General features: G+C 57.3%; 20 protein-coding genes and 1 tRNA gene. 9 read left to right on the top strand and 12 right to left on the bottom strand.

The window, feature by feature from the left end:
• Positions 1–103: 103 nt before the first annotated feature.
• From ACP7BN_RS00225 to ACP7BN_RS00210, 4 genes are all read right to left on the bottom strand, one after another.
• Positions 104–1,153: a type III polyketide synthase gene (locus ACP7BN_RS00225; protein ID WP_420650704.1), complete on the bottom strand. Its 1,050-nt coding sequence runs from the start codon at positions 1,151–1,153 to the stop codon at positions 104–106.
• A 194-nt stretch (positions 1,154–1,347) separates the two neighbouring features.
• Positions 1,348–1,788, bottom strand: coding sequence for a Zn-ribbon domain-containing OB-fold protein (locus ACP7BN_RS00220; RefSeq protein ID WP_426200718.1), 441 nt, complete (start codon positions 1,786–1,788; stop codon positions 1,348–1,350).
• 11 nt (positions 1,789–1,799) lie between these two features.
• Entirely contained in the window at positions 1,800–2,996 is a 1,197-nt protein-coding gene (locus tag ACP7BN_RS00215) for a thiolase family protein (protein ID WP_426200716.1), read from the bottom strand.
• A 29-nt stretch (positions 2,997–3,025) separates the two neighbouring features.
• On the bottom strand, positions 3,026–4,114 hold the full coding sequence (locus ACP7BN_RS00210) for a hydroxymethylglutaryl-CoA synthase (RefSeq protein ID WP_426200714.1): 1,089 nt from the start codon (positions 4,112–4,114) through the stop codon (positions 3,026–3,028).
• 447 nt (positions 4,115–4,561) lie between these two features.
• On the opposite strand from ACP7BN_RS00210, the gene ACP7BN_RS00205 reads away from it, so the two are divergent.
• The gene (locus ACP7BN_RS00205) at positions 4,562–5,158 is read left to right on the top strand and encodes a TetR/AcrR family transcriptional regulator (protein ID WP_420650701.1); all 597 of its coding nucleotides are present in this window, start codon (positions 4,562–4,564) and stop codon (positions 5,156–5,158) included.
• A 60-nt stretch (positions 5,159–5,218) separates the two neighbouring features.
• Here the strand turns inward: ACP7BN_RS00205 and phlG are convergent, their stop codons facing one another.
• Complete coding sequence (phlG, locus tag ACP7BN_RS00200; RefSeq protein ID WP_426200711.1) at positions 5,219–6,097, bottom strand: 2,4-diacetylphloroglucinol hydrolase; 879 nt, start codon at positions 6,095–6,097, stop codon at positions 5,219–5,221.
• Positions 6,098–6,239: 142 nt separating this feature from the next.
• On the opposite strand from phlG, the gene ACP7BN_RS00195 reads away from it, so the two are divergent.
• The 3 genes from ACP7BN_RS00195 to ACP7BN_RS00185 all read left to right on the top strand — a co-directional run bounded on the left by ACP7BN_RS00195 (position 6,240) and on the right by ACP7BN_RS00185 (position 9,569).
• Entirely contained in the window at positions 6,240–6,902 is a 663-nt protein-coding gene (locus ACP7BN_RS00195; protein ID WP_426200709.1) for a TetR/AcrR family transcriptional regulator, read from the top strand.
• A 248-nt stretch (positions 6,903–7,150) separates the two neighbouring features.
• A tRNA-Lys gene (locus tag ACP7BN_RS00190) sits at positions 7,151–7,225 on the top strand.
• A gap of 55 nt (positions 7,226–7,280) precedes the next feature.
• Positions 7,281–9,569: a hypothetical protein gene (locus tag ACP7BN_RS00185; protein WP_426200707.1), complete on the top strand. Its 2,289-nt coding sequence runs from the start codon at positions 7,281–7,283 to the stop codon at positions 9,567–9,569.
• A gap of 176 nt (positions 9,570–9,745) precedes the next feature.
• Here ACP7BN_RS00185 and ACP7BN_RS00180 read toward each other — a convergent pair whose 3' ends face one another.
• The 6 genes from ACP7BN_RS00180 to ACP7BN_RS00155 form a co-directional block, all read right to left on the bottom strand.
• Positions 9,746–10,258 carry a cupin domain-containing protein gene (locus ACP7BN_RS00180; RefSeq protein WP_426201549.1) on the bottom strand — a complete coding sequence of 171 codons (513 nt, stop codon included), beginning with the start codon at positions 10,256–10,258 and terminating at the stop codon, positions 9,746–9,748.
• Positions 10,259–10,368: 110 nt separating this feature from the next.
• Positions 10,369–12,495 carry a TonB-dependent siderophore receptor gene (locus ACP7BN_RS00175; RefSeq protein ID WP_426200705.1) on the bottom strand — a complete coding sequence of 709 codons (2,127 nt, stop codon included), beginning with the start codon at positions 12,493–12,495 and terminating at the stop codon, positions 10,369–10,371.
• A 195-nt stretch (positions 12,496–12,690) separates the two neighbouring features.
• Complete coding sequence (locus ACP7BN_RS00170; RefSeq protein ID WP_426200703.1) at positions 12,691–15,045, bottom strand: TonB-dependent receptor; 2,355 nt, start codon at positions 15,043–15,045, stop codon at positions 12,691–12,693.
• A 40-nt stretch (positions 15,046–15,085) separates the two neighbouring features.
• Positions 15,086–16,033 (bottom strand): FecR domain-containing protein, encoded by a 948-nt coding sequence (locus tag ACP7BN_RS00165; RefSeq protein ID WP_426200701.1) that lies wholly within the window; start codon positions 16,031–16,033, stop codon positions 15,086–15,088.
• A complete protein-coding gene (locus ACP7BN_RS00160) occupies positions 16,033–16,542 on the bottom strand; it encodes a sigma-70 family RNA polymerase sigma factor (RefSeq protein WP_426200699.1) in 510 nt (169 codons plus the stop codon). Before ACP7BN_RS00160 ends, ACP7BN_RS00165 begins: the two co-directional genes overlap by 1 nt.
• 87 nt (positions 16,543–16,629) lie before the next feature.
• Positions 16,630–17,529 carry a helix-turn-helix domain-containing protein gene (locus ACP7BN_RS00155; protein WP_426200697.1) on the bottom strand — a complete coding sequence of 300 codons (900 nt, stop codon included), beginning with the start codon at positions 17,527–17,529 and terminating at the stop codon, positions 16,630–16,632.
• Positions 17,530–17,690: 161 nt separating this feature from the next.
• Here ACP7BN_RS00155 and ACP7BN_RS00150 point away from each other — a divergent pair, with 161 nt between their 5' ends.
• The 5 genes from ACP7BN_RS00150 to ACP7BN_RS00130 all read left to right on the top strand — a co-directional run bounded on the left by ACP7BN_RS00150 (position 17,691) and on the right by ACP7BN_RS00130 (position 23,863).
• A complete protein-coding gene (locus ACP7BN_RS00150; RefSeq protein WP_426200695.1) occupies positions 17,691–19,049 on the top strand; it encodes a glutamine synthetase family protein in 1,359 nt (452 codons plus the stop codon).
• 110 nt (positions 19,050–19,159) lie between these two features.
• On the top strand, positions 19,160–20,248 hold the full coding sequence (locus ACP7BN_RS00145) for a polyamine ABC transporter substrate-binding protein (RefSeq protein ID WP_426200693.1): 1,089 nt from the start codon (positions 19,160–19,162) through the stop codon (positions 20,246–20,248).
• Positions 20,245–21,546: an NAD(P)/FAD-dependent oxidoreductase gene (locus ACP7BN_RS00140; RefSeq protein WP_426200691.1), complete on the top strand. Its 1,302-nt coding sequence runs from the start codon at positions 20,245–20,247 to the stop codon at positions 21,544–21,546. Before ACP7BN_RS00145 ends, ACP7BN_RS00140 begins: the two co-directional genes overlap by 4 nt.
• Before the next feature lie 99 nt (positions 21,547–21,645).
• Entirely contained in the window at positions 21,646–23,301 is a 1,656-nt protein-coding gene (locus ACP7BN_RS00135; protein ID WP_426200689.1) for an intermembrane transport protein PqiB, read from the top strand.
• A 16-nt stretch (positions 23,302–23,317) separates the two neighbouring features.
• Positions 23,318–23,863: a PqiC family protein gene (locus ACP7BN_RS00130; RefSeq protein WP_426200687.1), complete on the top strand. Its 546-nt coding sequence runs from the start codon at positions 23,318–23,320 to the stop codon at positions 23,861–23,863.
• Between the two features lie 3 nt (positions 23,864–23,866).
• On the opposite strand, the gene ACP7BN_RS00125 is transcribed toward ACP7BN_RS00130, so the two are convergent.
• Positions 23,867–24,757, bottom strand: coding sequence for a site-specific integrase (locus tag ACP7BN_RS00125; protein WP_426200686.1), 891 nt, complete (start codon positions 24,755–24,757; stop codon positions 23,867–23,869).
• Positions 24,758–24,838 lie beyond the last annotated feature (81 nt).

The raw sequence follows: 24,838 nt of genomic DNA, 5'->3' as shown, positions 1-24,838 counted from the left end.
AGGTGCAATGAAGGGTTTGCGAAAGAGGTCGAGAAACCTTGGCGTCGTACAGACCGCCAAGGTTTCTTGCAGACTCAAACGTGGCCCCGGCAAAACACGGGAATCAGGCTACCCATTCACCCACGGCCATTTCGGCGGTGAAGCCTGGGCCGAAAGCTGCCAGCATGCCGACATCGCCGGAGTTAAGACCCGACTCGAACTGTCGCTTGAGCACGTCGAAAACCACAACGCTGGCAATGTTGCCGGCTTCGGCGAGGCTGTTACGCGACTGCGAAACACGGTTCGAGGCAAGGTCCAGCTGCAGGACCAATTCGTCAAGAATCTTGCGGCCGCCAGTGTGGAAGATGAAGAAGTCGTTCTGCGCACAGTTCTGTTCAAGAGTGTCGTAGTTGAGTTTCTCCATAATCGGCGCGACATCTTTAATGGAGTTCATGACAGCTTTGTCCAGCGTAAAGTGGAAGCCGGTGTCCTTTACATCGTATTTGATGTAGTGCTCGCTCTTCGGTAGGAAGAAAGAGTTGGTAGAACGGATCTTGAAGCCTGACGCTTGATCATCAGCGCGCAATACGCAGGCAGAAACAGCATCGCCAAAAAGTGCAGCGGAAATGAACGCGTGCAACTTGGTATCGTCAGGCTGATAACACAGCGACGAGAACTCCAGCGAGACAATCAACACATGATTACGCGAATCCAGTTTGGCGAAGTCATTCGCCCGGTTAATTGCAGCAGCACCGGCGACGCAACCGAGCTGGGCGATCGGCAACTGCACCGTAGAAGTTGGCAAGTCCAGATCGTTGATCAGGTGTGCGGTGAGTGACGGCATCATGAAGCCGGTGCACGAGGTGACCACTACCATACGGATGTCATTGGTCGTCAAGCCAGCGTTTTCAATGGCTTGGCGGGCAGCCACGGAAGACATCTGGCGGGCTTCACGCTCATAGACAATGCTGCGGTGAGTGAAGCCGGTGTGCACCGCCAGCTCTTCGATCGGCAGGATCAAATGCCGTTCGTTGACTTCGGTATTCTGGATCATACGTTTGGCCAGGGCCATGCGCGGATGGTCGCCGTGCAAGCTCTCCAGATGTTCAATCATCTGTTGCTGAGTGATCTTGTTCTTCGGGAACATTACGTGCGGGAGACAAAGAGTCGACATGATGAATCCTCGGCCATATATAGCCAATAATTAGTTTGGGAGTAATTCCCGGTTTAAAGTAACGGCAGTTTGCCATCCCCGGAGGAACAGGGGGTTAAATGCTTTTGGCTAATAAGTTATTTTTATAAGCAACGCAATTCTTGTTTTAATATTCAAGCGGTCGAGCGTCAGAAACTAACGCTCGGCCGTTTTATTTATACGTCCAATACAAACTTGTAGGCGTATTGCCAGGCCAGATTGCTTTCGCGCACATGTTTGCGTACGACCATGCGTACCGGCGCGCCGGTTTTCAGTTTTTCCGGATGAGTGATGTCAACGATTTCCGACGCGATCACCAAGCCATCGTCCAGACGAACCATCGCCATGCAGCGAGGCACTGTTTCGCCGTAGCCCATGGCTGCAAGGATCGGATTCTCGGCATGAGCCATGACTTCGATCTTGCCGCTGCGGGCGCAGCGATACGGTTTTACGTTGAGCGAGTTGCAGGCGCCGCAAACAGTACGACGTGGGAAAAAGATTTCCTTGCAGTCTTCGCATTGACTGCCTTCCAGACGATATTTGCCGCCGTGTTCGCGCCATTCGCGAAGCATGCTGGCAGTGGTCATCCGATGAATCTGTTCGGGGTACATAGACATGGTCCGGCTCCTTAGTCGTTGGAAAGAACGATCACTGAGTTGTGGGCGGCATAACCTCCCAGGTTTTGCGACACGCCGATGCGCGCGCCCTTGACCTGGTTGTCGGATTCACCACGCAACTGACGGAACAGTTCGGTGATGTGCAGAATGCCGTCACAACCGGACGCATGACCGCGGCCAATGTTGCCGCCGTCGGTGTTCAATGGCAGCGGACCGTCAATGCCGATGCCGCCCTCCAGGACAAAATCACCGGCCTGACCCTGTTTGCAGACACCCATCGATTCCATCTGGATCAGACCCGCGCCGAGCAAGTCGTAGACCTGCGCGACATCGATATCCTTCGCGGTGATGCCGGCCTTTTTATAGGCGATTTCAGCGCAAGCGATGGAGTTGGCCGAGACGGCCATGCCGACATTTTTTGGCAGGCCCGGGTGATGCAGGGTCGGGTTGTGAAAACGCGTGCCGAAGTAATGGGAAACGCCGGTATAGGCGCATCCGCGAACGAATACTGGTTTGTCGGTGTATTTGTGAGCCAGGTGTTCGGCGACCAGAATCGCGCAACCGCTCGCTTCACCCCAAGCCAGCATCGAGCCAAAGGCTTCGCTGTTTTTCAGGGCATCGATAGATGGAATCGCATGGCCGAAGCGTGTGGCATTCGGGGTGTTGTGCGCATAAATACGCATCTGCCGGCCAAAGGTCGCCAACACATCAGCTTCACGCCCGGCATAACCGAACTTTTCAAAATATTCCGCCGTCGCTAAGGCAAAAGCGTCGGTGTGGGAAATACCCAGGAAGTAGTCGTACTCACATTCGGTACTGGAACCGATGTATTCGGCATAGTTGAAGTGGTCGGTCATCTTCTCGAAGCCGCCGACCAGAACAATGTCGTATTCCCCGGAGGCAATCATTTGATGGCCCATCTGGAACGACACGGAACTGCTGGTGCAGTTGGCGGTGCTCATGAAGGTCGGCGCCGGGCTGATGCCCAAAGTGTCGGAGATGGTCGGGCCGAGACCGCCATATTCCGAAATGCCCTCGCCGTGATAACCGTAGGCCACACCCTGGATTTCCCGAGGATGCATCCTGGCGTCTTTAATAGCTTTATAAGCCGACTCGACGATCATTTCCTTGAACGTCTGCCGGACCCTGGAACTTCCCGGTTTCGGCGTATAGGCGGCCGAAACGATTGCAACACGACGTGCGCACATGTACATGCTCCTTGCGTAGACAGGCGAAATCAGAGGTAGGCGGTGAGGGCGTAGTCAGGTCGCAAATACTTGAACTCGTATTTGATGGAAGTGCCGTAATCCACGTACAGCTTGTTTTCAAGCGATTCGCGCAGTGGCTTGTTGCGCTTTTGGTAGGCCTCGATGGCAGGGGTAACCGTCAAGGCGATTGCGTCGCTGCCGGCACCGAAACCGTAAGACACCAGCAGGATTTTTTGACCGGGACGCGCCTGGTCGAGCACGCTGATCAAACCGAGTAGGGGGCTGGCAGCACCGGTGTCACCAACGCTGCTCGCGTAGATGCCGGGCTCGACCTGTTTCGGATTGAAACCCAGATGCTTGGCGAGGGAGTAGGGCGTGGACACCAGATTCTGCTGGAACACGACATAGTCGTAGTCCTGCGGGCAGGTGCGCAATTTGGCCATAATGCCTTCCGCCGCCCGGCGAGTCTGGTCTTCCAGACCGATGCTGTTTTTGTCCGAGCCAAGTCCCATCCCGGAGCGAATATAACGATCGCCTTGCGGGCGAATGTTGTCGGCTACATCGGCTGCACAAGAGAAATTGCCATCGAATTCTGCGATGACATTCTCCGTGCCCACCAATAAAGCTGCCGCACCGGCGCCCGCATAGGATTCGGTCAGATCACCTGGGGCAGTGTTGCGATTGATAGTGTCGGCGCCGATTGCAAGGGCGCTGCCGGTCATGCCGGAAGCAACCAGAGCCTGGCAAATCTGCAGCGCAGAAGTGCCGGATTTGCCCGCGAACTGGACGTCGGCGCAATAGGCGTCATAGCCGCAACCGAGCATTTCGAGGATGACAGAGGCCGAGGCGCGGGAGTCATAGGGGTTGGTGCAAGTGCCCAGATACAAAGCCTCGACGCTACTGCCGGGGGCCATATCCAGTGCACGTTGGGCGGCCAATACACCGAGAGTGATCACATCTTCATCAGGTTGAAGAACTGCTCTTTCGGCCACCCCCAACTGGTTTTGCACGAGATGGAGATCGGTGTTCTTCCAGACGTTAATCACTTCTTCGACTTTCAAGCGACAAACGGGAACGCCAGTGCCGTAGCTCACTATTCCTGCTTTTTTCACGTTCATTTTCCTTTTGATTCCATTCGCTGTCAGAAAACAAGGGTGTTGCGTCGCCGTATATCCTGAAACATACGGAAAACTATCTTTAAAGCCTCGCATATCGGAGTTTTGTCGTTTAGCCAGCAAAATCAGCGGTTTGGAGTTTCCGGACGGTTACCCAAAAAAGGGTGCTGATACTGCCACTTTGCCTCTCTCACTGCTATGATACGGAACGTATCGTTTCAGAATTAAAACTGCAGGCTTGATGGTGGTAGAGGACGCTTCCTTGCTCAGACATCCTGGTTGAGCAGTCGGAAACCCCTAAATTAACCAAAAAAGCCTGAAGCAAATTGATTGGAGTCAATGCTCAGCGCGTTTACGTCACTCGAAACGAAACGGACCGTTTCGTTGCGATTTTCGGAAATCCTATACCTTGCATTGTATTTGTCAAGCACCCTGCCTGGAGAATTTACTGTGGCTCGTACACCCTCTCGCAGCTCCATCGGATCCCTACGGAATCCCCACACGCACAAGGCGATCATCAGTTCGACAATTGAGATCCTCAAGGAATGCGGTTATTCGGGACTCAGTATTGAGTCGGTTGCCCGACGGGCGGGAGCGAGTAAACCGACGATTTATCGATGGTGGAGCAACAAGGCTGCATTGATCGCAGAAGTCTACGAGAATGAAAGCGAGCAGGTCAGAAAGCTTCCTGATCTCGGCTCATTAAAAGCGGATCTCGACTTTTTGCTGCACAATCTCTGGAAAGTCTGGCGTGAAACGATTTGCGGCGAAGCATTTCGCTGCGTCATCGCGGAGGCTCAGTTGGACCCTGTGACATTGGTTCAGTTGAAGCACCAATTCATGGAGCGCAGAAGGGAAATGCCGAAGAAGTTGGTGGAAAATGCCATCAGCAGTGGTGAGTTACCGAAGGACACCAATCGCGAACTTTTGCTGGATATGATCTTTGGATTTTGCTGGTACCGGTTGCTGACCGAGCAGTTGGAGATGGAGCAAGATATCGAGGAATTTACGACTCTTTTACTAAACGGTATCAGTTCGAAGGGATGATTCTGGTTTTCGAGATGTTCCCCTTAGCCTTGCGCTTGGGGGGAACATTTTTTTGCGGGTTCAGTCAGTGCCGAACTCTCGATACAGCTGTGGCAGGAAACTGGCCAGATGGTTGAATTCGCACAGGTCATGAACGGCGAATTCGTAGGCGAGGGTTTCCAGTTCCGCTTCGCCGAAACCGTTGGCCTCCATCAGTGCGGCAGCCTTTTCGGCACCAGGAAAACGCGACATCGACGGATGACTGCCGACCCAGTAGCGGCTGGTGAGATAGAGGCCTTCCGGAGTTTCTTTGAACAGGTGCACCATCAGCGACACCGGCACCTCGGGTTGTTCCGCCAGGCTCATCAACGCGCTGACACTACCGTCGATTTTCGCCTCGCGATACAGATCGGCATGCAAGCCCAGTTTTTCCGGGTCCTGGAAGTGGATATGCAGGTGCATCAGGCGATCGCCGACATATTCCGAGGCGCAGAAGGTGTTGCCGTACAAGCGCTGTTCGAAACTCAGCGACGTCTGCTTGAGGCGTTCGTGATTGACGCAGGGATTGCTGACATGGGCATAAGGAAACCACAGGGTATAGCGTTCGGCTTCCAGCGGGTGCCACATGAACCACCATTTCAGCATCGCTGCGGTCGAGCCCGGGAAAAACTTGCGGCTCTGGACATAAGCCATTGGCCCGGGCAGCAGGGCGTATCCCGATTCCTCGCTGACGAAGTCTGCCTCCAGCAACCGATTGATGTCCTCGATGCTCGGCGTCATGGTCTGTTCCAGCGGCAGTGGTCCTTGCTGGATCTTGCACACGGCGGAAAGGGGGACATTCATCTGCGCAGAGAAATACTTGGCGTAGGGCTTGTCCTTGATCGCCTCGCGATTGCGCAGGAATTGCTTCTGCATCGGCAGAGAGAAGTAGGTGAACGGGGTCATTACGCGCGCATCCATTGCGGTGTTTTCCTTTGGCTAAATGGCCTTGGACCTGACAACATTCGTCGCCAATATCCGTACCTATCGAGGTATGTAGGTGATTTGAAGCTAAGCTTCATAAAAATAAAAGTCAAATTTGAATTTGAGTTAATAGGAGTTCATGCTCGTGTCCGGTCCAAATCAGGCAGCCTCTCTACGTGCTCAGCGACAAGATGGCCGGGTAACCCGCCAGCACATTCTGGAGACAGCAGGGCAGTTGTTTGCCGATCTGGGGTATGCCAACACCACCAGCAAACAGGTCTGCGAGAACTCCAACTCGAACGTGGCGTCGGTCAATTATCACTTCGAGAACAAGGAGGGCCTGTACCGTGCCGTGCTGCTCGAAGCCCATGACCGTCTGCTCAGCATCGATATATTGTTCAGCTTGAGCCAGAGTCCTGCCTCTGCTGAGGACAAATTGCGTTTGATCATCACCGTCCTGATCGAGCGCGTGCGCAATCATCGAGATGCCTGGGCGCTCAAGGTGTTGAGCCGGGAATTGCTGTCGCCTTCGAGTCTGCTGCCCTCGGTGCTGGAGCAGCAGGCCTATCCGAAAGCGAAGGTGTTTCGCGGCATTCTTGGGCAGATCCTGGGCTTGCCGGACGATCACCCGACCACGCTGCATTGTGCGCTGGGCGTATTTGCGCCTTGTCTTTTCCTGCTATTGGCCCACGAAGCGTTGAGCGAGAACGTGCTGCCGGGACTGGAAATGGAACCCGCCGGGCTGATCGAGCACATGATGACTTACGCTCTCGCGGGCCTCAAAGCCGTGTCGGCGCAATAGCGAACGCGATCAGCGCTGCGCATCGAGTCGCATGCTTTCCAAAACTTGTTCATGACCGACTGTTCAGCTCGCAGCGGTGCAGACATTGGTTATCTGCGCAGTTGCCTCTGGCATCGCGGTGGGGGGAGGGGGACGGGAAGGAAGTTACGCCAATATTTTAGAACGGGAGTAATCCCTATATGCGTCACGAGCGGCAACGTCTTCAATCTTCACATTCGTTCGTTGCGAGTAGACAATGTCCGCTCTGTTCCGGGGTAGTTCAGCGGTAGAACACTCGGCTCTTAACCGGGTGGGCGCTGGTTCGAATCCAGCCCCCGGACCCACTACATCACAGGGTCAGAAGGACATATGTCCAGGCACGATAGGGAATCGAATGCAATGGCCGGCATAAACACTGGTTATGCGGTCTTTCAGTTATCGCGAGCATTGACCGCATCGGATCCAGACAGTGAGAAAGCGCGCGAACGGATCGAGCGCTGGCAGCAGGTGGTCGAACACATGGTGCAGGGCACCGCGCTGTATGGCTCGCGTATACCACTCGTGGATGTGCCTGAATGGGTCACACTGGAGGTAGTCACGGGTGGCTTTGCCACTGGACAGTATCTGGCCGGTGGTGCACTGACCGAGTACGAGCGGCGGCTGGCCGCCTCAATCCCAGGCATCCGCCCTGGTTTTGAACGACTTGATCTCAACACCTGGCACCTTACGGATGAGGGGATCGAAGCACTGCAAAAGCAACTGGTGAACAGCGACTATCGGATTGATGTACCAGAAGAGGCAGCGCTACTGTACGTGGCTTGGCTGTTGGGACAGCAGCGCGCGGAGGAAGCACGCAGACTGATTGAATCGATCGCCCCTTTTTTTGAGCAACTGCGTTTCTTTCCAATGGCTTCTGACGGGATACCGCTCGCGGCGGTGGAAGTGCAGATCTTCGATGTCGGCGAGACCAAAGAGCTGCTTTCAAAACTCCCTGCGCAGCAGCGTCTGGCGGTGCAAAAACATGTGGTCGTGACTCGGTTGCCTTTCTACGATGCAGCTATTTCGCTCTTCCTCTCAACGTACCAGGATGATTGGCCTTGTCGGCAGTATCCTGAAGGCTGGCTTGAGCGGGCGAATGCGCTAAGTAGTCAGTTCGATGCCACCGGTAGCAATGACATCCTCAACGTTGAAACTTTCAGGGGCCGGGTAGGGGAGTTATACGCGTTGCTAAGGCTCTGCTCCCGTGACCCAGCCTCGCTGACAGGGCGTCAAGTCGGACGTATTCGGCGTATCGTCAATGATTTCGTGTGCAAACATGGTCATCCCGAATCCGAAAATCATCTACAGAGCCGAGCCATGCAGCGCCATCAGGTGGTCGGGCCCGAGCATCACCTGATCGCCAAGGCGGTTTCTGAGCGTCTGACCAGCTATACGAGCTCGGAAGGTATCTCTGATTTTTCGTCCCTGTTGGAGCCGATTACCAGTGAGGAGGCGAAGGCATATTCGCTGAAAACAGGTGTCGCCATTCCATCAGCAGTTCGCCGACGCCTCGAGCGCTGTCGAAAGGGAACCATCACTCAGTTGATTGACAAGGGATTGATCACATCTGGGGATACCGTGGCGCGAGTACTGCCAGCCATAACGGCCGAAATCTGCAATGCTGGATTTCGCGATACGACACTGCGCACGTTGTCCATCGCAACGTATCGTTCTTTTCGGCGACGCCGTTCATTGCTGCTGCTCAACCTACAGAGCCAAGTCAAAATCACTCAGCTACCTTGGGTGGCGGCCGTTGAATGTGAACGAGAGGCACACACTGTCGCCGTTGAGGGAGCCCGACATGCCTTGATCGAATCCTCGGCAACAACCCTCGCTGCGTTCCCTCAGGCAATCCTTCCGAACAAGCTACTTCAGGAGTTTAGTTCGCTTGCTGTCACGGCGAATCTGGATCTTCCTTTTGTGGAGGAGGTCGCGGCGGACATTTTCATGGGAACCTTTTCGAATAAATTCGCGGAAGCAGCCAGGCGAGCTGCCTCGTTGATAGATGGCACCCTTTACGCCCATTATTACGACATTGACACGAACCAACTGGCGAACCTCCCCGATAAACCGAAATCAAAGAGCAGAAACTATTTCCAGCGTAACTTAAATATCAGTGATGCATTGGCGAACCTGTGCGCACAGCGTGCTGATGCACCCATGAGTGGATGGCATTCAGCAACCAACGGCAAGATCATCGAGCAACAACAGATTTTGACGACGCAAAATCTTTCGCTTCTATTTGGTGATCTCGGTTTGAAAGCGCTACTACATCATCGCCTGGGTTCGCTTGCTCAGGAGTGCTTCCAATGGATATGCATGCGGCAGCAGATGAAAATCAAGTTCTATCACTCAAGCTTGGTGATGCTCAAAAACACCGCTTATGCCTGGCGCCAGATGGTGTTTTATTTATCCATGCAGGATGACGCCGAGAGGCGCTGCACAATCGCTAGCATCGAAGCTCATTTCGCGGCTCAACCCATTGCATTCAGGGAGAGATTTTTACCGGCAATTATGGGTTTGCGTTTGGCAGTTTCTGGACTCCCGTTGACCCTGAGCCGCCAGAAAAGTGAGGGGGTTCAGGTTTTTCTCGGATGGACCACCGAACGACATTGGTTGTTACCGCCGCAAATGAATGACATCAGTTAAACGCTCGTATCGATGTTGAAACATCACCTCAAACACAAGCATTGAAAGTTCCACGCAGACACATTATTTAACATAATATACATTACACGTAACAACGTATTACAGGATTAGCCCAGTTGCACAGCAGATTTGAATCTGCGAAACGACTTCTGTCCCAGCCTCACAGCTTTTCCTGTTCAACCATCCGCACGTGTCAGCTGTTCAATCACCGCCTGATGCTGTGGATACTGCGCAATCAATTTCCGCCGATCACCCATCTGCATATCCCCAAAATCAAATCCCGGTGACACCGCTTCGCTGATCAAGCCAAAACCATCCGGTCCGTCTAGCAACCGTGAAGCTTTCCAGATTCCGCCAGGCACGTGCAGTTGTAATTGCTGGCCAGCCAGAATGTCACTGCCCATGATCAACGTCTGCAATGAACCGTCGGCGAAGATCAGGCTGTATTCGACAGGATCGCCCAGGTGGAAAAAATGCAGGATGTCTGACTGGTTGAAATGAAACTGACCAACCGGCGATTGCTCGGTCAGCAGATAGTAAATCGACGTCATCAGATAACGTGGTCCGCCAGCGGTTTCGAGCGTGGCGCGCTGATCAGCCTGAAAGGTTCTGCGGAAATAGCCGCCTTCAACGTGAGGCTGTAATTCCAGCGCTTTGATGACATCTCCAGCGCTTGCTTGCTGACTCATGAGTTCCCCCTCCAATTCTGCTGCATATGCATTAACTACACTAAATCGCCATTTAGTATAGCTATTAGTTATATCACCACAAGACGCGTAACGCAGGCCATGTTCGAGGGTCACAACGTGTAAGAAATCCCGACCTGAACCGTTCTTGGCGCCCCCGGATAGGCATAAACGTTACCGAACGCGCCTTCTTCATAATCGCGGTCGAATACGTTTTTGAGGTCCAGGTTGAGCCGAACCTTATCGTTGACTTTGTAGAAGCCCAGCAAGTCCACGACCGTATAACTGCCCATCGAGAATGCAGTGTTGGCCGTCTGCCCTGCGCGTTCATCGATGTACTTCAGACCGGTGCCGAGACCGAGGCCTTTGAGCGTGCCATCCTGGAATTCATACATGTTGAGCAGGCTGAAGCTGTTCTTCGGGATGTTCAACAGCCGCGTGCCAGAGCGCAGCACGTTGTCTTTGGTGACTTCAGCGTCGACGTAGGCATAGCCGCCGATCACCCGCCATTCGGGGGTGAGATTGCCGGCGACGTTGACGTCAAAACCACGGCTGCGCACTTCACCGGCGGCGACATTGAAGGTCGAGTCCACAGGATCGGTGGTCAGCACATTGCGCTTCTCGATCTGGTAGATCGCCGCGTCAACGCTTAACTGCTGATCCAGCGCTTCCCACTTGATGCCCATCTCGTATGACTTACCCTTTTCCGGCGCGAAACCACCGCCAACGCGACTGGCACCGGTGTTCGGTTTGAACGAGCGCGCCGTGTCGGCGTACACCGCCAGCGTCTCGGTCAAGTCGTAGGTCACGCCGATGCGCGGAGTGACTGCATTATCACTGGCCTGCCAGCTCTTACCGGTCGGCACGTAAGTTTCGTAGTCATGTTCGAAGCGTTCGAAACGTGCGCCGGCGAGCACTTTCAGCTTGTCGGTCAGGGCCACTTGATCCTGCACGAACGCGGCGTATGTCTTGAGGTTTTCCTTGTCGTGCGTTGGCGTGCGGGTCAATGCCGGGCGCGGCTGGCCGTAGACCGGATTGAAGATGTCGATCGGGTAGGCACCGACCGCACCGCTGGAACGTTGAATGATCGACTTGTAGTCGTAATCTTCGTACTCGATGCCGGTGAGCAAAGTGTGCTGCAAACCGCCGGTAGTGAAATGGCCGGTCAGGTTGAGCTGCGTGTCCTTGTCGGTCCACTCCAGCTTGCGATAGTTGAAGTTGCGTCCCAGGGTCCGCCCATCAGCAGCGATGCCGTTGGCCTCGATTGCGTCGCCCTTGAGCGAACCGTCGAGCCACTGGAAGCCGCCGCCCAGCGTCCAGTCGTCATTGAGCATATGCTCGAAACGCAGCTGCGCCATGTTGTTGTCATTGTGCAGTTTGCCGACATCTTTCTCGCCGAAAAACGTGTCGCGCGAGGCCGTGCCGATCTGTCGCGGATAGCGCGTCACGCCACGATCCAGCGGCGCGTTGTTGCGCATGAAATCGCCTTCGAAAATCAGCTTGGTCGCGTCGGTGGCCTGCCACGTGAGTACCGGCGTGATGCCGTAACGTTCGGTTTCAACATGATCGCGGAAGGTGTCGCCGCCCTCGCCGATCACGTTCAGTCGATAAGCCAGGCGACCGTCTTCGTCGAGCGGGCCAGAGGCGTCGAGCGTGCCGCGCTGCATCCCTTGATCATTCAACTGGCTGCCCAGCGTGACGGTACGCTCGGGCAGCGGCTGCTTGGACACCACGTTGAACGTTCCACCCGGATCGCCGCGGCCATAGAGCATGGTCGCCGGACCGCGCAGCACTTCGAGTCGCTCGATCGAGTTGGCATCTGGCATGTTCGGGTAACCGCGGTTGATCGGAAAGCCGTTGCGGTAAAACTCGCCGGTGGTGAAACCGCGAACGGTAAACGTGGTCAGGCCCTGCCCACCGAAGTTGTTTGCCCGCCCTACTCCCCCGGCGTAATCCAGCGCGTCCTGCAAGCGGGTGGCACCCAGATCCTCGACCACATCCTTCGGGACCACGCTGATCGATTGCGCAGTTTCATGGATCGAGGTGTCGGTGCGCGTGGCGCTGGCCGAGCGCGTCGCGCGATAACCCTGCACCGGGCCATCGGCCCTTTCATAATTCGCGGCGCCGACAATATCGGTTGCGTCCAACTCAAGGGTTGCGGGGGCCACGTCCGTTTGTTCAGCCCATGAGGAAGACGAAAACGCTTGCAGCATGCAAAAGGAAAGCAGGGTTCGACGCATGAAAGAGACAACCTTTACGAATAGGCCAATACAGGAGGTAAATACGCCAACAAATACCCGTGCATGCTATACAAAACCATTCGCAATTAAAACGTATTCCCATTAACGCGGTAAAACCCTGCAGCGTTTATATCTTGGCCACCAGCGCATCGGCGATGCGAATGCTCAGTGCCGCAGCCGCGCTTGAGCGCTCGATCAAAAATCAACCGTAGCCGAAAGCAGATAGGTCCTCGGCGTAGACAGCGTCAACCCCGGCTCACTGTCATCCGAAGCCCCGGCAGAACTCCAGTAGCGTTTATCCGCCACGTTCTCGACATTCGCGCGCAAGGTGATGTTTTTCTCGTCAACCTTGAACGCATACCGCGCCCCGACATCAAGCCGCTCCCAGGCGTCGATTTCCTTGTTGTTCGACTGATCCAGATACTGCGAGCTGGAATAGATCCCGCGCCCGGTCAGCGTCAAACCCTGCACGTTCGGCACATCCCACTCGGCACCCAGATTGACGTTGTACTTGGGCGTCGCCGGCGCACGATTTCCGTCGAACGTACCGTTTCTGGTGTTGGTCAGCTCGCTGTCGATGTACATCACGCCGCCGAGTAGGCGAAAACCTTGCAGCGGCTCGCCGAACACCGTCACTTCCACACCGTTGTTCTGGCGTTTGCCATTCGGGCCGAAGACCCGCGTGACGGCGTTGGTTTCATAGGCCGGTTGCTTGATCCGGAACACCGCAGCCGTCAGACCAAATGTTCCAGCATCGTACTTGGCCCCGACCTCAACCTGACGACTGATAAACGGCGGGAAAATCTCGTCCTCATTGATTGAAGTCGACGGCGCAATCTTGCCCTGACTCAGGCCTTCCATATAGTTGGCGTACAGCGAGAATCGATCGGTGGCTTTGAACAGAATGCCAGCCGATGGCGAGACCTTTTCTTCATCGTAAGCCGTGGCGCCTTTGATGTTGTCGCTCCAGTCATCCACCTTGACCCGCTGCCAGCGCGCGCCGAGTGTCAGTAGCAAACGGTCGTCGAAGAAGCCCATGGTGTCGGCCAGTGCCACGCCGCTGAAACGATTTTCGGTATAGACCTCGGCGTCTTGACGGGTTGCTCGCACCGGTGTCGGTGTGTCCACCGAGTTATAGAGGTTGCTCGGCGAAGCGGCATATCGCGCGCCGCCGTTTTCGAAGTCCATATAGAAGTAGCTGGCCGCCAGGTTGATCTCATGACTGACCGGCCCGGTGTGGAACCAGTTGCGCACACCAGCGGTGGCCGTGCGCACGTTTTCGTCGCGGGTGAAGTCACGCGGCTGCACGCTGAAATCGCCTGCGTTGTTGGTGACTGAAACCGCATGGCGCAAGAATTCGTGATTACTTTTGCGCGCACCGACGCCGCCATACAGCATCGTCGAATCGTTCACGTCGAACTCGGCGTTGAGCATGCCGAAGGTGTCCTTGGTGCGCGCCTTGCTCCAGGCTTGCGCATAGTTGTGCCGCACGTCGCTGGCATTCGGAACCCGGGCATTCGCGCCGACTTGCACGCGCTCCTGCGGCGCATCGGTAGCGCGTTCGGTGTGGCCGACATCAGTCGATAAGCGCAGGCGCTCACCGCGAAAATCCAGGCCCAGCACCGCCATGTCGCGGTCGACACTCTGCTGATCCCATTCGGTATCGCCAGATTGCTTGACGCCGTTGAAACGGATGCCGAACTTGTCGTCTTCACCGAAACGTCGGCCGATATCCACCGCGCCGCCCAACTGATTGTTCGACGCATAACTGCCGGTGAACGAGGTGATCGGCTTATCGCTCGCGCGTTTGGGCACCACATTGATGCCGCCACCCACACTGCCGCGCGGTGAGATGCCGTTGATCAGTTGGCTCGGGCCTTTGAGGATATCGACGCGATCAGCCATTTCCATGTCGATGGTGTAAGTCGGCAACATCCCGTAGAGACCGTTGTAAGCCACGTCACTGTTGAACAGGCTGAAGCCGCGAATGGTGAATTGCTCGTAACGCCCGCCGGCCGGATTGGTCGCGCGCACCGAAGGATCACTGGCAATCAGATCACCCAGCGTGCGCGCCTGCTGATTCTTCACCGCTTCGCTGGTGTAGGTGGTCATGCTGAACGGCGTTTCCATGAAGTCGCGCGAGCCGAGCAAGCCTTGCGAACCGCGCCGCGCAACCTGGCCACCGGCATACACGTCGCCACTGCCCGCGTCGTTGGCGCCGAGGATCGAGGTCGGCGCCAATTGCAGACTGCCGCCCTCGGGCGCCGGCAGCAGAATGTACGCTTGCTCCCCCACCGCTTGCAGCTGCAATCCGGAGCCCAGCAGAAGCCGGGCGAAGCCCTCCTCCACCCCACACTCGCCGGTCAAACCGTTGCTGTTACGCCCACTGACCAGCGCCGGATCCACCGACAGATTGACCCCGGCCAGTCCGGCAAACCGCGTCAACGCTGTGCTCAAACTGCCGGCCGGCACCTGATAACTGCGGCGCGCGGCGGCGTCATCGGCCCAGCTCACTGGAATCAATAACGGACTGGCACTCAGGCTCAACATTACCTGGAATGACCGGTGAGGCGAAAAAAAGGGACAGGCTTCACGCAATATTTTTTCGAGGGACCAACGTTACCCAAAAACGCGTGCGCGATTGCACCTCCAGCGGCAGACTGGCAGCCAGCAACGCGAGCACGCGATCAGTGTTGTCGAGGCGGAAACTGCCGGTGATGCGCAAGGCCTCCAACGCCGGATCCCAACGCAGCAGCCCCGGCCGATAACGGCTCAGTTCGCGCAGGAAATCCCCCAGCGGCTGGTTTTGCGCAGTGAGCACGCCGCTGCGCCAGTCCGCCAGCATTCTGTCGTACGTGCCAATTGCACCGGCCCCACTGGCTTGCAGGCTGACCTGTTGCCCGCCGGTGAGCACCATCAACGGCCCATGCAGAGGTTGTAGCTGCACCGAACCACTGACCACCGACACCTGACAATCGCGCTCATTCAGGCGCACACAAACTTCACTGCGACTGGCGATAACGCTCCCATAAGGCGAACGAATCGTCAGCGCTGCAGTGCCCGGAACATTCAGTGCCATCTCTCCACGCACCAGCGTCAACACGCGCGTAGCGAGATCGACATTCACCGCGCTGTCGGTATTGAGCTGCAACGCACTGCCATCGGCCAACGGCAATTGCTTGCGCTCGCCGGTACTGGTTTGTAGATCGGCGCGCCACACATCCAGCGGCAGTTGCCGGCCGATCAACCACGCCGCCGGTACCAATGCAGCAACGCCAAGTGCACGTTTGATCGCCGCTCGGCGAGCCAGATCCGGACGATCCAGCGTGGCCATCGCCAACTGCGCCGGCAAGCCGGAAAAGCGCTGACGCAACGTCTGGACTTTCTGCCAGGCACTTTCATGGCGGCTATCGCTGCTGCGCCAGGTGTGCAGACGCACAAGATCGTCATCGCGCGCGTCCCCGGATTCCAGTAGCGCCAGCCACTGCGCCGCCGCGCGTGCGACTTCACGGGATTCGGCGGATGGCGCCGCGCGCATTACAAATCCACCAATAGACAGTGTTCGTAGGCTTGCGCCATATAACGTTTGATCGTGCGCTCGGAGACTTTCAGCCGCTCGGAAATCTCGCGGTAACCCAGACCTTCGAGCTGACTCAACAGAAACGCCCGGCGCACCGGCGCTGGCAATCCGTCGAGCAACTCATCCAGCGCTTGCAGGGTTTGCAGCAAAATCCAGCGCTGTTCCGGGGATGGCACGCAGGCTTCGGGAAGATTGGTCAACGCATCGAGGTACGCCTGCTCCAGGCTGCGGCGACTGTAGAAATTGCTCAGCAGGCGTTTGCCGATAGTCAGCAAATACGCGCGCGGTTCACGCATGTCGACGATTGAATGCGAACTGCCAAGTACACGCAAAAAGGTGTCCTGACTCAGATCCGCCGCATCCCACGCGTTGCCCATGCGCCGGCGCAGCCAGTTTTCCAGCCAGCCGCGATGGTCACGGTACAAGGTGTCCAGACTGTGATCCGGCGGCGTCGCTGCTTCAATCATCTCAAGAGACCCTGCGCGAAGGCTTAAATGAGACTGATTCTAATTAATGTTTCAGCGCAAAACCATGCTCATTTCTGACGATTACCATCAGCCGCGCTTCAGCGTCTCACTCGGCAATTCTTTGAACAGCGCGCGATAACTGCTGGAAAACCGCCCCAGATGCCAGAACGACCAGTTCATCGCCACCTCGGCCACCGTGGTTTCCGCAGCGCTACGCGCGAGCAATTCGCGCCGCGCGCTGTTTAGGCGGCGCAGGCGCAGCCACTGGGTCGGCGACATCCCCGTGTAAGCCTTGAACGTCTGTTGCAACTGGCGCAGTGAACCGCCGGCAACTTGCGAAAGCTCAAGCAGATTGAAGGTTTCTTCCGGCGAATCCGCCGCCCAGTCCCCCACGCGTTTCATGATCAGGCGTTCCTCTGCACGGCGCTGCATCGCACCACGATCCAGGCATATACAGGCGTTATCGAGGATAAACAGACAGTCTTCGAGCAACTGTTGAGTCAGGGCTTCGCGGGTCGGCGGATCGAGATTTTGCGTGAGTCGGGTCAGGGTCGAACTGAGCCAGCGACTGAACAACGCGTTCTGCCCGCCATTCAGCGGCGCCATGAACAAACCTTCGAGCCGCGCCACATCCAGACCGTGCTGACGGACGAACTCCGGGCCGAACACCACGGCGATTTCCTGATAATTCTCGGGGGTGATCCAGATGTTGCGGCTGTCTTCGTTGAGCAGATACAGCGCGTTGTCACTGCGATCAAAACAGAACGCCAATGAACCTTCCGGCGCGCTGAAATTCTGCTCGACGCGGGTGTTCATCTGCTCTTCGTAAACCTCCACGCCCTGCAAGTCCAGATAGCGGATTTGCCCGGCGAAATGCCCCGGCGACATCTGCTGGTACTGCTGGACCCAACCCGGTGTGACGCGGATTTGCTCGGCGACATCGGCGGTGTTGAAGGCTTGAACCTGTATCGGATTACACGTCGTCATGGGTGACCTTGCGCACTCTTTTGGTGCGCTTTGGTGCTGCTGAAAGTGGATAGATGGAACTGCAAGGCACACCCAAGATAGTCGTCAACGCGTCTCAGGGGAAGTGCAGGCGGATGAAACCACCCTCCCCGGCGTTAAACAAAACCAATAACGAGGTCTCTATGAATGCCCCTTTCGATCAGCTGTTCACTTGGCTGAAAGATCACAAGATTACCGAGGTCGAATGCGTGGTCAGCGACCTGACCGGCATTGCCCGCGGCAAGATTGCACCGACCAACAAGTTCCTCAATGAACGAGGCATGCGCCTGCCGGAAAGTGTGCTGCTGCAAACGGTAACCGGGGATTTTGTCGACGACGACATCTACTACGACCTGCTCGACCCGGCCGATATCGACATGATCTGCAAGCCGGTGTCCGACGCCGTGTACGTGATTCCATGGGCGATCGAGCCGACTGCCATCGTCATCCACGACACCTTCGACAAGTTTGGCAACCCGATCGAACTGTCGCCGCGCAACGTGCTGAAGAAAGTCTTGCAGCTGTACACCGACAAAGGCTGGAAGCCGATCGTTGCGCCGGAAATGGAGTTCTACCTGACCCAGCGTTGCGAAGACCCGGACTTGCCACTCAAGGCACCACTCGGCCGCTCCGGTCGTGCTGAAAGTGGCCGTCAGTCGTTCTCTATCGACGCGGCCAACGAATTCGATCCGCTGTTCGAAGACGTCTACGACTGGTGCGAACTGCAAGGTCTGGATCTCGACACGCTGATCCACGAAGACGGCCCGGCGCAGATGGAAATCAACTTCCGGCACGGCGATGCACTCGATCTGGCCGACCAGATCACCGTGTTCAAACGCACCCTGCGTGAAGCGGCGCTCAAGCACAACGTCACCGCAACCTTCATGGCCAAGCCGATTGGCGACGAGCCCGGCAGCGCCATGCATTTGCACCAGAGCGTGGTCGATAGCGTCACTGGCAAACCGATCTTCGCCAACGCTGACGGCAGCATGAGCGAGTTGTTCCTGCACCATATCGGCGGCCTGCAAAAGTACATCCCGAAACTGCTGCCGATGTTCGCGCCGAACGTCAATTCGTTCCGCCGCTTCCTGCCGGACACCTCGGCACCGGTGAACGTCGAATGGGGCGAAGAAAACCGCACCGTCGGCCTGCGCGTGCCAACCTCTGGTCCGGAAGCCATGCGCGTGGAAAACCGCTTGCCCGGCGCTGATGCCAACCCGTATCTGGCGATCGCCGCGAGTCTGCTGTGCGGTTACATCGGCATGGTCGAGGGTATCGAGCCGAGCGCGGCGGTTGAAGGCCGGGCTTATGAACGGCGCAACCTGCGTCTGCCGATCACCATTGAAGAAGCGCTGACGCAGATGGAAGAGTGCCCGACCGTGGCGCGTTATCTGGGCGATAAATTCGTCCGCGGCTATGTCGCGGTAAAGCGTGCCGAGCATGAAAACTTCAAGCGCGTAATCAGTTCGTGGGAACGCGAGTTCCTGTTGCTGAGCGTCTGAGCAACACCACCCAACCCTGTGGGAGCTGGCAAGTCGAATCGTCGAACCGCAGCTCCCACAGGAGAAAGTGCCACCTGAATAATCCAATAATTCCAAGAAGAGGTGTCGTTATGCGTCTGTTGAAATCCCTGATCCCCGCCGCCCTGGCGTTGGCGTGCAGCGCTGCCGCCCACGCCCAACCGCAAGTCAGCGTCTACAACTGGACCGACTACATCGGCGAAACCACCCTCGCCGACTTCCAGGCCAAATCCGGGATCAAGGTCATCTATGACGTTTTCGACTCCAACGAAACCCTCGAGGGTAAACTGCTCGCCGGGCGTACCGGTTATGACGTAGTGGTGCCGTCCAACCACTTCCTCGCGCGTCAGATCAAGGCCGGCGCGTTCCTCAAACTGGATCGCGCACAGTTGCCGAACTGGAAAAACCTCGATCCGAAACTGCTCGCGCTCCTTGAGAAAAACGATCCGGGCAACCAGCACTCTGTGCCCTATCTGTGGGGTACCAACGGCATCGGCTACAACGTCGACAAGGTCAAGCAGGTGCTCGGCATCGATCACATCGATTCCTGGGCGGTGCTGTTCGAACCGGAAAACCTGAAGAAACTCAGCCAGTGCGGCGTGTCGATGATGGACTCGGCCGACGAAGTGTTCCCGGCAATCCTCAACTACATGGGCATGGACCCGCGCAGCGAAAATCCGGAAGACTTCAAAAAGGCTGAAGCCAAACTGCTGAGCATCCGCCCGTACATCACCTATTTCCATTCCTCGAAATACGTTTCGGATCTGGCCAACGGCGACATCTGCGTGGCTTTCGGTTATTCCGGGGACGTGTTCCAGGCCGCCAACCGAGCCAAGGAAGCCAACAACGGCGTGAACATCGCCTACGCGATTCCCAAGGAAGGCGCCAACCTGTGGTTCGACTTGCTGGCGATTCCCGCCGATGCCGGCAACGTCAAACAAGCCCACGAATTCATCAATTACCTGCTCGATCCGCAAGTGATCGCCAAGGTCAGCGCCTCGGTCGGTTATGCCAACCCCAACCCCGCAGCCAAGCAATACATGGACGCGGCGCTGGTGAACAATCCCGAGGTCTATCCGCCGCAAGAAGTCCTCGACAAGCTCTACATCTCCTCTACCCCGCCCCAGCCGATCATGCGTCTGATGACCCGTTCCTGGAGCAAAGTGAAGTCCAACCAATGAATCAGCACACCCAAGAACACGCTCGCTCCTATTACGCCGCGTCCGCCCGCGCCAGCACGCCCTATCCGGTGCTGGATGGCGACTTGATCGCCGATGTCTGCGTGATCGGCGGTGGTTTCACCGGCGTTAACACCGCCATCGAACTGGCTCAGCGCGGCCTCAGCGTGGTGTTGCTCGAAGGCCGGCGCATCGGTTGGGGCGCCAGCGGGCGCAATGGCGGGCAGTTGATTCGCGGCATTGGCCATGAAGTCGAGGGCTTCACGCGCTATGTGGGCGAAGAAGGCGTGCGCTATCTGCACCGTGCGGGAATCGATTCGGTGGATCTGGTGCGCCAGCGTATCAATGACAACGGCATCGAGTGCGATCTGCGTTGGGGCTTCTGCGAACTGGCCAACACCGAGGCCCAATTCGCCGCGTTCAAGGACGAGCAAGTCAGCCTCGCGCAGCTCGGCTATACACATGAAACGCGGCTGGTCGACCCCGAGCAGATTCGCCAGCAAGTGGTGGATGCCAGCGTCTACAAAGGTGGGCTGATCGACATGGGTTCCGGGCACCTGCATCCGCTGGATCTGGTACAGGGCGAAGCGCGGCTGGCGGCGTCACTTGGCGTGCGCATCTTCGAACAGAGTCCGGTGCTGGAAATCATCCATGGCCCGACCGTGCAGGTGCGTTGCGCCGCCGGGACGGTGCGCGCCGGCAGTCTGGTGCTGGGTTGCAACGCGCATCTGGATGAACTCGAACAGCAACTGACCGGCAAAGTGCTGCCGGCCGGCAGTTACATCATCGCCACTGAACCGCTGCCGGAAGAACGCGCCGCACAGTTGATTCCACAAAACCTCGCTCTGTGCGACCAGAAAGTCGGCCTCGATTATTACCGACTCTCGGCGGATCGACGCCTGTTGTTCGGCGGTGCCTGCCACTATTCCGGACGCGATCCGGCGGATATCGCAGCCTACATGCGGCCGAAGATGCTCAAGTTGTTCCCGCAACTGGCAGACGTGAAAATCGACTATCAGTGGGGCGGCAAGATCGGCATCACCGCCAATCGTTTCCCGCAGGTCGGTCGGCTGAAACAGCATCCGAATGTGTTCTACGCCCAAGGCTATTCCGGCCACGGGCTGAACGTCACCCACTGGTGCGCCAAGTTGCTCGGTGAAGCGATTCACGCCGGTCACAGCCAGGGCATGGACGTGTTCAGCGGTGTGCCGCACATGACCTTCCCCGGTGGCCCGGCGTTGCGCTCGCCGCTGCTGGCTCTCGGTATGTTCTGGTATCGATTGCGCGAAATCCTCGGCTGAAGACACCTTCACATTTGCTCTATCGCGAAGCACTTCTATATTAATGAGGTGCTTTTGCGTTCCTGACGCTCAGTGCCTAACTCACCCTGGAGATCATGGATGCAGTCGTCAGCCACGGATAACCCGCGAACACCCGGCCAGGCGCCAATCAAAACCCGGCGGTTGAGCATTTCGCTGGTGTGGATCGTGCCGATCGTCGCGGTGCTGGTGGGCATTTCGCTGGTGGTGCACAACCTCATGCAGGAAGGCCCGACCATCGTCCTGACCTTCAAGACCGGCAGCGGCCTGACCGCCAACAAAACCGAAGTCAAATACCGCAACGTGGTGATCGGCCAGGTTACCGACGTCGAGCTGAGCAATGATCAGAAAAGCGTCGACGCCACGATCAAACTGTCCAAGCAAGCGGAAACCTTCACCCGCGAAGACTCGCAGTTCTGGGTGGTGCGCCCACGCATTGGTGCGGGCGGCGTTTCGGGCATAGACACCCTGCTCTCCGGCGACTACATCGGCGCCGACATCGGTCAGTCCAACACCCGCGCGAAACACTTCAAAGGCCTGGAAAACCCGCCGCCGATCACTTACGGCGAACCGGGCAAGCGCTTCAACCTGCACACTCAGGATCTGGGCTCGCTGGACATCGGCTCCCCGGTTTATTACCGCAAGATCCCGGTAGGCCAAGTGGTGGCCTACGCGCTGGATGCCGACGGCAAAGGCGTGACCATCGAAATCTTCATCCACTCGCCGAACGACGCCTACGTCACCGAAAACACCCGGTTCTGGAACGCCAGCGGCATCGACGTCAACTTCGGCGCCAACGGCCTCGCAGTAAAAACCGAATCGCTGTCGACGCTGCTGGTCGGCGGCATCGCCTTTCGCGCCCCGGACTACAGCCCCAACGACGTCGCCGCTGCGGAAGAAAAAACCTTCGAACTGTTCGATGACCAGCAAGTCGCACTCGCCCCGCCCAATGGCAAGGCGCAATACCTGAGCCTGCGTTTCGATCAGTCATTGCGCGGGCTGAAAGTCGATGCTCCGGTCGAATTCCTCGGCATGGAAATCGGCCGAGTCGTGAGCATCAACCTTGATTTCGACGCGAATAAACGCAGCTTCCCGGTCAACGTCGGCATCGTGATTTACCCGCAGCGGTTGGGGCAGGCCCATGTGAAGATGCTTAAGGTGCTCAATCACAATCCGGACGACGAAGCGGCTGGCGTGCGCCTGATCGGCACCTTCATCGACAACGGCCTGCGCGCTCAGGCGCGCAGCGGCAACCTGCTGACCGGTCAGCTTTACATAGGTCTGGATTTCTACCCGAAAGCCGAGAAAGTCGCGTTTGATCCGACGGCCCGGCCGATCAGCATCCCGACCATTCCCGGCAGTCTCGAACAGTTGCAGGAAAAACTCGAAGCGATGGTCAACAAGATCAACAAACTGCCGGTTGAGCGCATCGCCAGCAACCTTGACGGCAACCTGGTTGAGTTGCGCAAAGGCCTGACCCAGTTCAATGCCAAGACCCTGCCCGGCGTACAGAGCACACTGGGCGAGGTGAGCAAAACCCTACAATCGGCCAGTTCGACGCTGGCCGAAGACTCACCGCAACGTGAACAACTGACCCAGACCCTCGACGAACTCGGCCGCATGTCACGCTCGCTGCGTGAGCTCTCGGACTATCTGGGCCGGCATCCGGAATCGCTGATTCGCGGGCGTCCGGACAACGCTGCGCCGTTGGATCTCAAAGGCCCGCCACGCAATTGAGCACAGGAGCTGACCCATGGCTTTACCGCTGAAGATCACCGCGCTCGCGGCGTGCCTGTTGCTTGGCGCCTGTAGCAGCGCCCCGATCAGCTTTCATACGCTGACCCCGGCGCAACCGATGGCTGGCCGCGGCGGTTCGGAAATCGCCATCGAAGCCATCAGCGTGCCGCCGCAAGTCGACCGGCCGCAGATTGTCATTCGTGAGGGCAACAGCGGTCTGGCGATTCTCGAGACCGAATGGTGGGGCGCCAGCCTCGTTGATGAATTGCGCAGCGCGCTGGCCGATCAACTGGGCAACGCCGGCGGCCAGCGCAAAGTGTCGGTGCGCATCGATGTGCAACGCTTCGACTCGGTGCCCGGCCAGTACGGTTTGATCGACGTCAAATGGCGTCTGCGCGAGGCCGGCGCGGCCGAAAATGCCTGCCGTTCAACCTTGCAAACCCCGTCCGGCCCGAGCATCGATGAACTGGTGGCCGCTCAGCAGAACAACGTCAAACGTCTGGCCGCGCTGATCAGTCAGGCAGCCGCCAGCAACTCCCGCAACTGCCCTGCCGCGCATTGACCTTCACAGGTCGAAACGATCTACCGCGCGGCGCCGCTCATTGTCGTCGCGCACATCGTAGTTGGCGGTAGTCTGAATATTCGCGTGATGCGCGAGTTTCTGCGCAATCGACAGATCATGTTCCTCGATCACCCGCGTGATAAACGAGCGGCGAAAATCGTGCGGCATGATCTTCACCCCGACTTGCGTGCCACGCTGGCGGGCGATGTAGTAAATCGCGTGTTTGGTGATGCGCTCGCGAGTGATGTGGCTGCCCCGGCGGATGCGGTTGAACAGGAATGGATCGTCGCTCTCGCCTTCCTTGAGTTGCGAACGACGCAGTTCCAGCCAGTCATTGAGCTTGGCAAACGCCCAGGACGGCGCGTACTTGATCAGCTGTTTGTTGCCCTTGCCGGTCACGCACAAACTGCGCTCGGTGAAATCGACCTGATTCAAGTCCAGATCCACCGACTCCGATTTACGCATGCCGGTGCCGTACAGCAAGGCAATCACCGCCGCATCGCGCAGCCCTTGCGGACGCGGATCGGCGGCACAGACTTCCATCAATTCGTGAATCAAGGTGCGCTTCAAGTTGCGGCCCTGCGACAGGCGCGTGCCGGCGATGCCTTTGACCGAACGCATCTTCAACAGATGATCCTGGCTGATCAAACTCATGCGCCAGGCTTCGTTCATCACCCCGCGTACCGCGTTCACATACAGCGAAGAAGTATTCGGGGCGTAGTTGTCTTCGCGCAATGCGGCGACCAGCGCCACCACATCTTCCGGTTGCAGCGCGTGCCACGGAATGTCCTCGACATTCATGTCTTCAAAGCCGAGACGGTCGGCGGCGTCCTGCAATACGTAACGCATGGTCAGTTGGCTCGAAGGCGCCAGACGTGCCAGATAAACCGTCATCGGATTGCTCTTGAGGGAATCTGCGGGTACCACGGGTAAGTCAATCAAACGAAACGGCCTTGAATAATAAACAGTTCAACA

Origin of the sequence: Pseudomonas sp. TWP3-1, from assembly GCF_049896625.1 — a bacterium.
Taxonomy (GTDB): domain Bacteria; phylum Pseudomonadota; class Gammaproteobacteria; order Pseudomonadales; family Pseudomonadaceae; genus Aquipseudomonas.
Note: the sequence above shows the minus strand (reverse complement) of the source record. Positions and strands in the feature narration are given on the sequence as shown.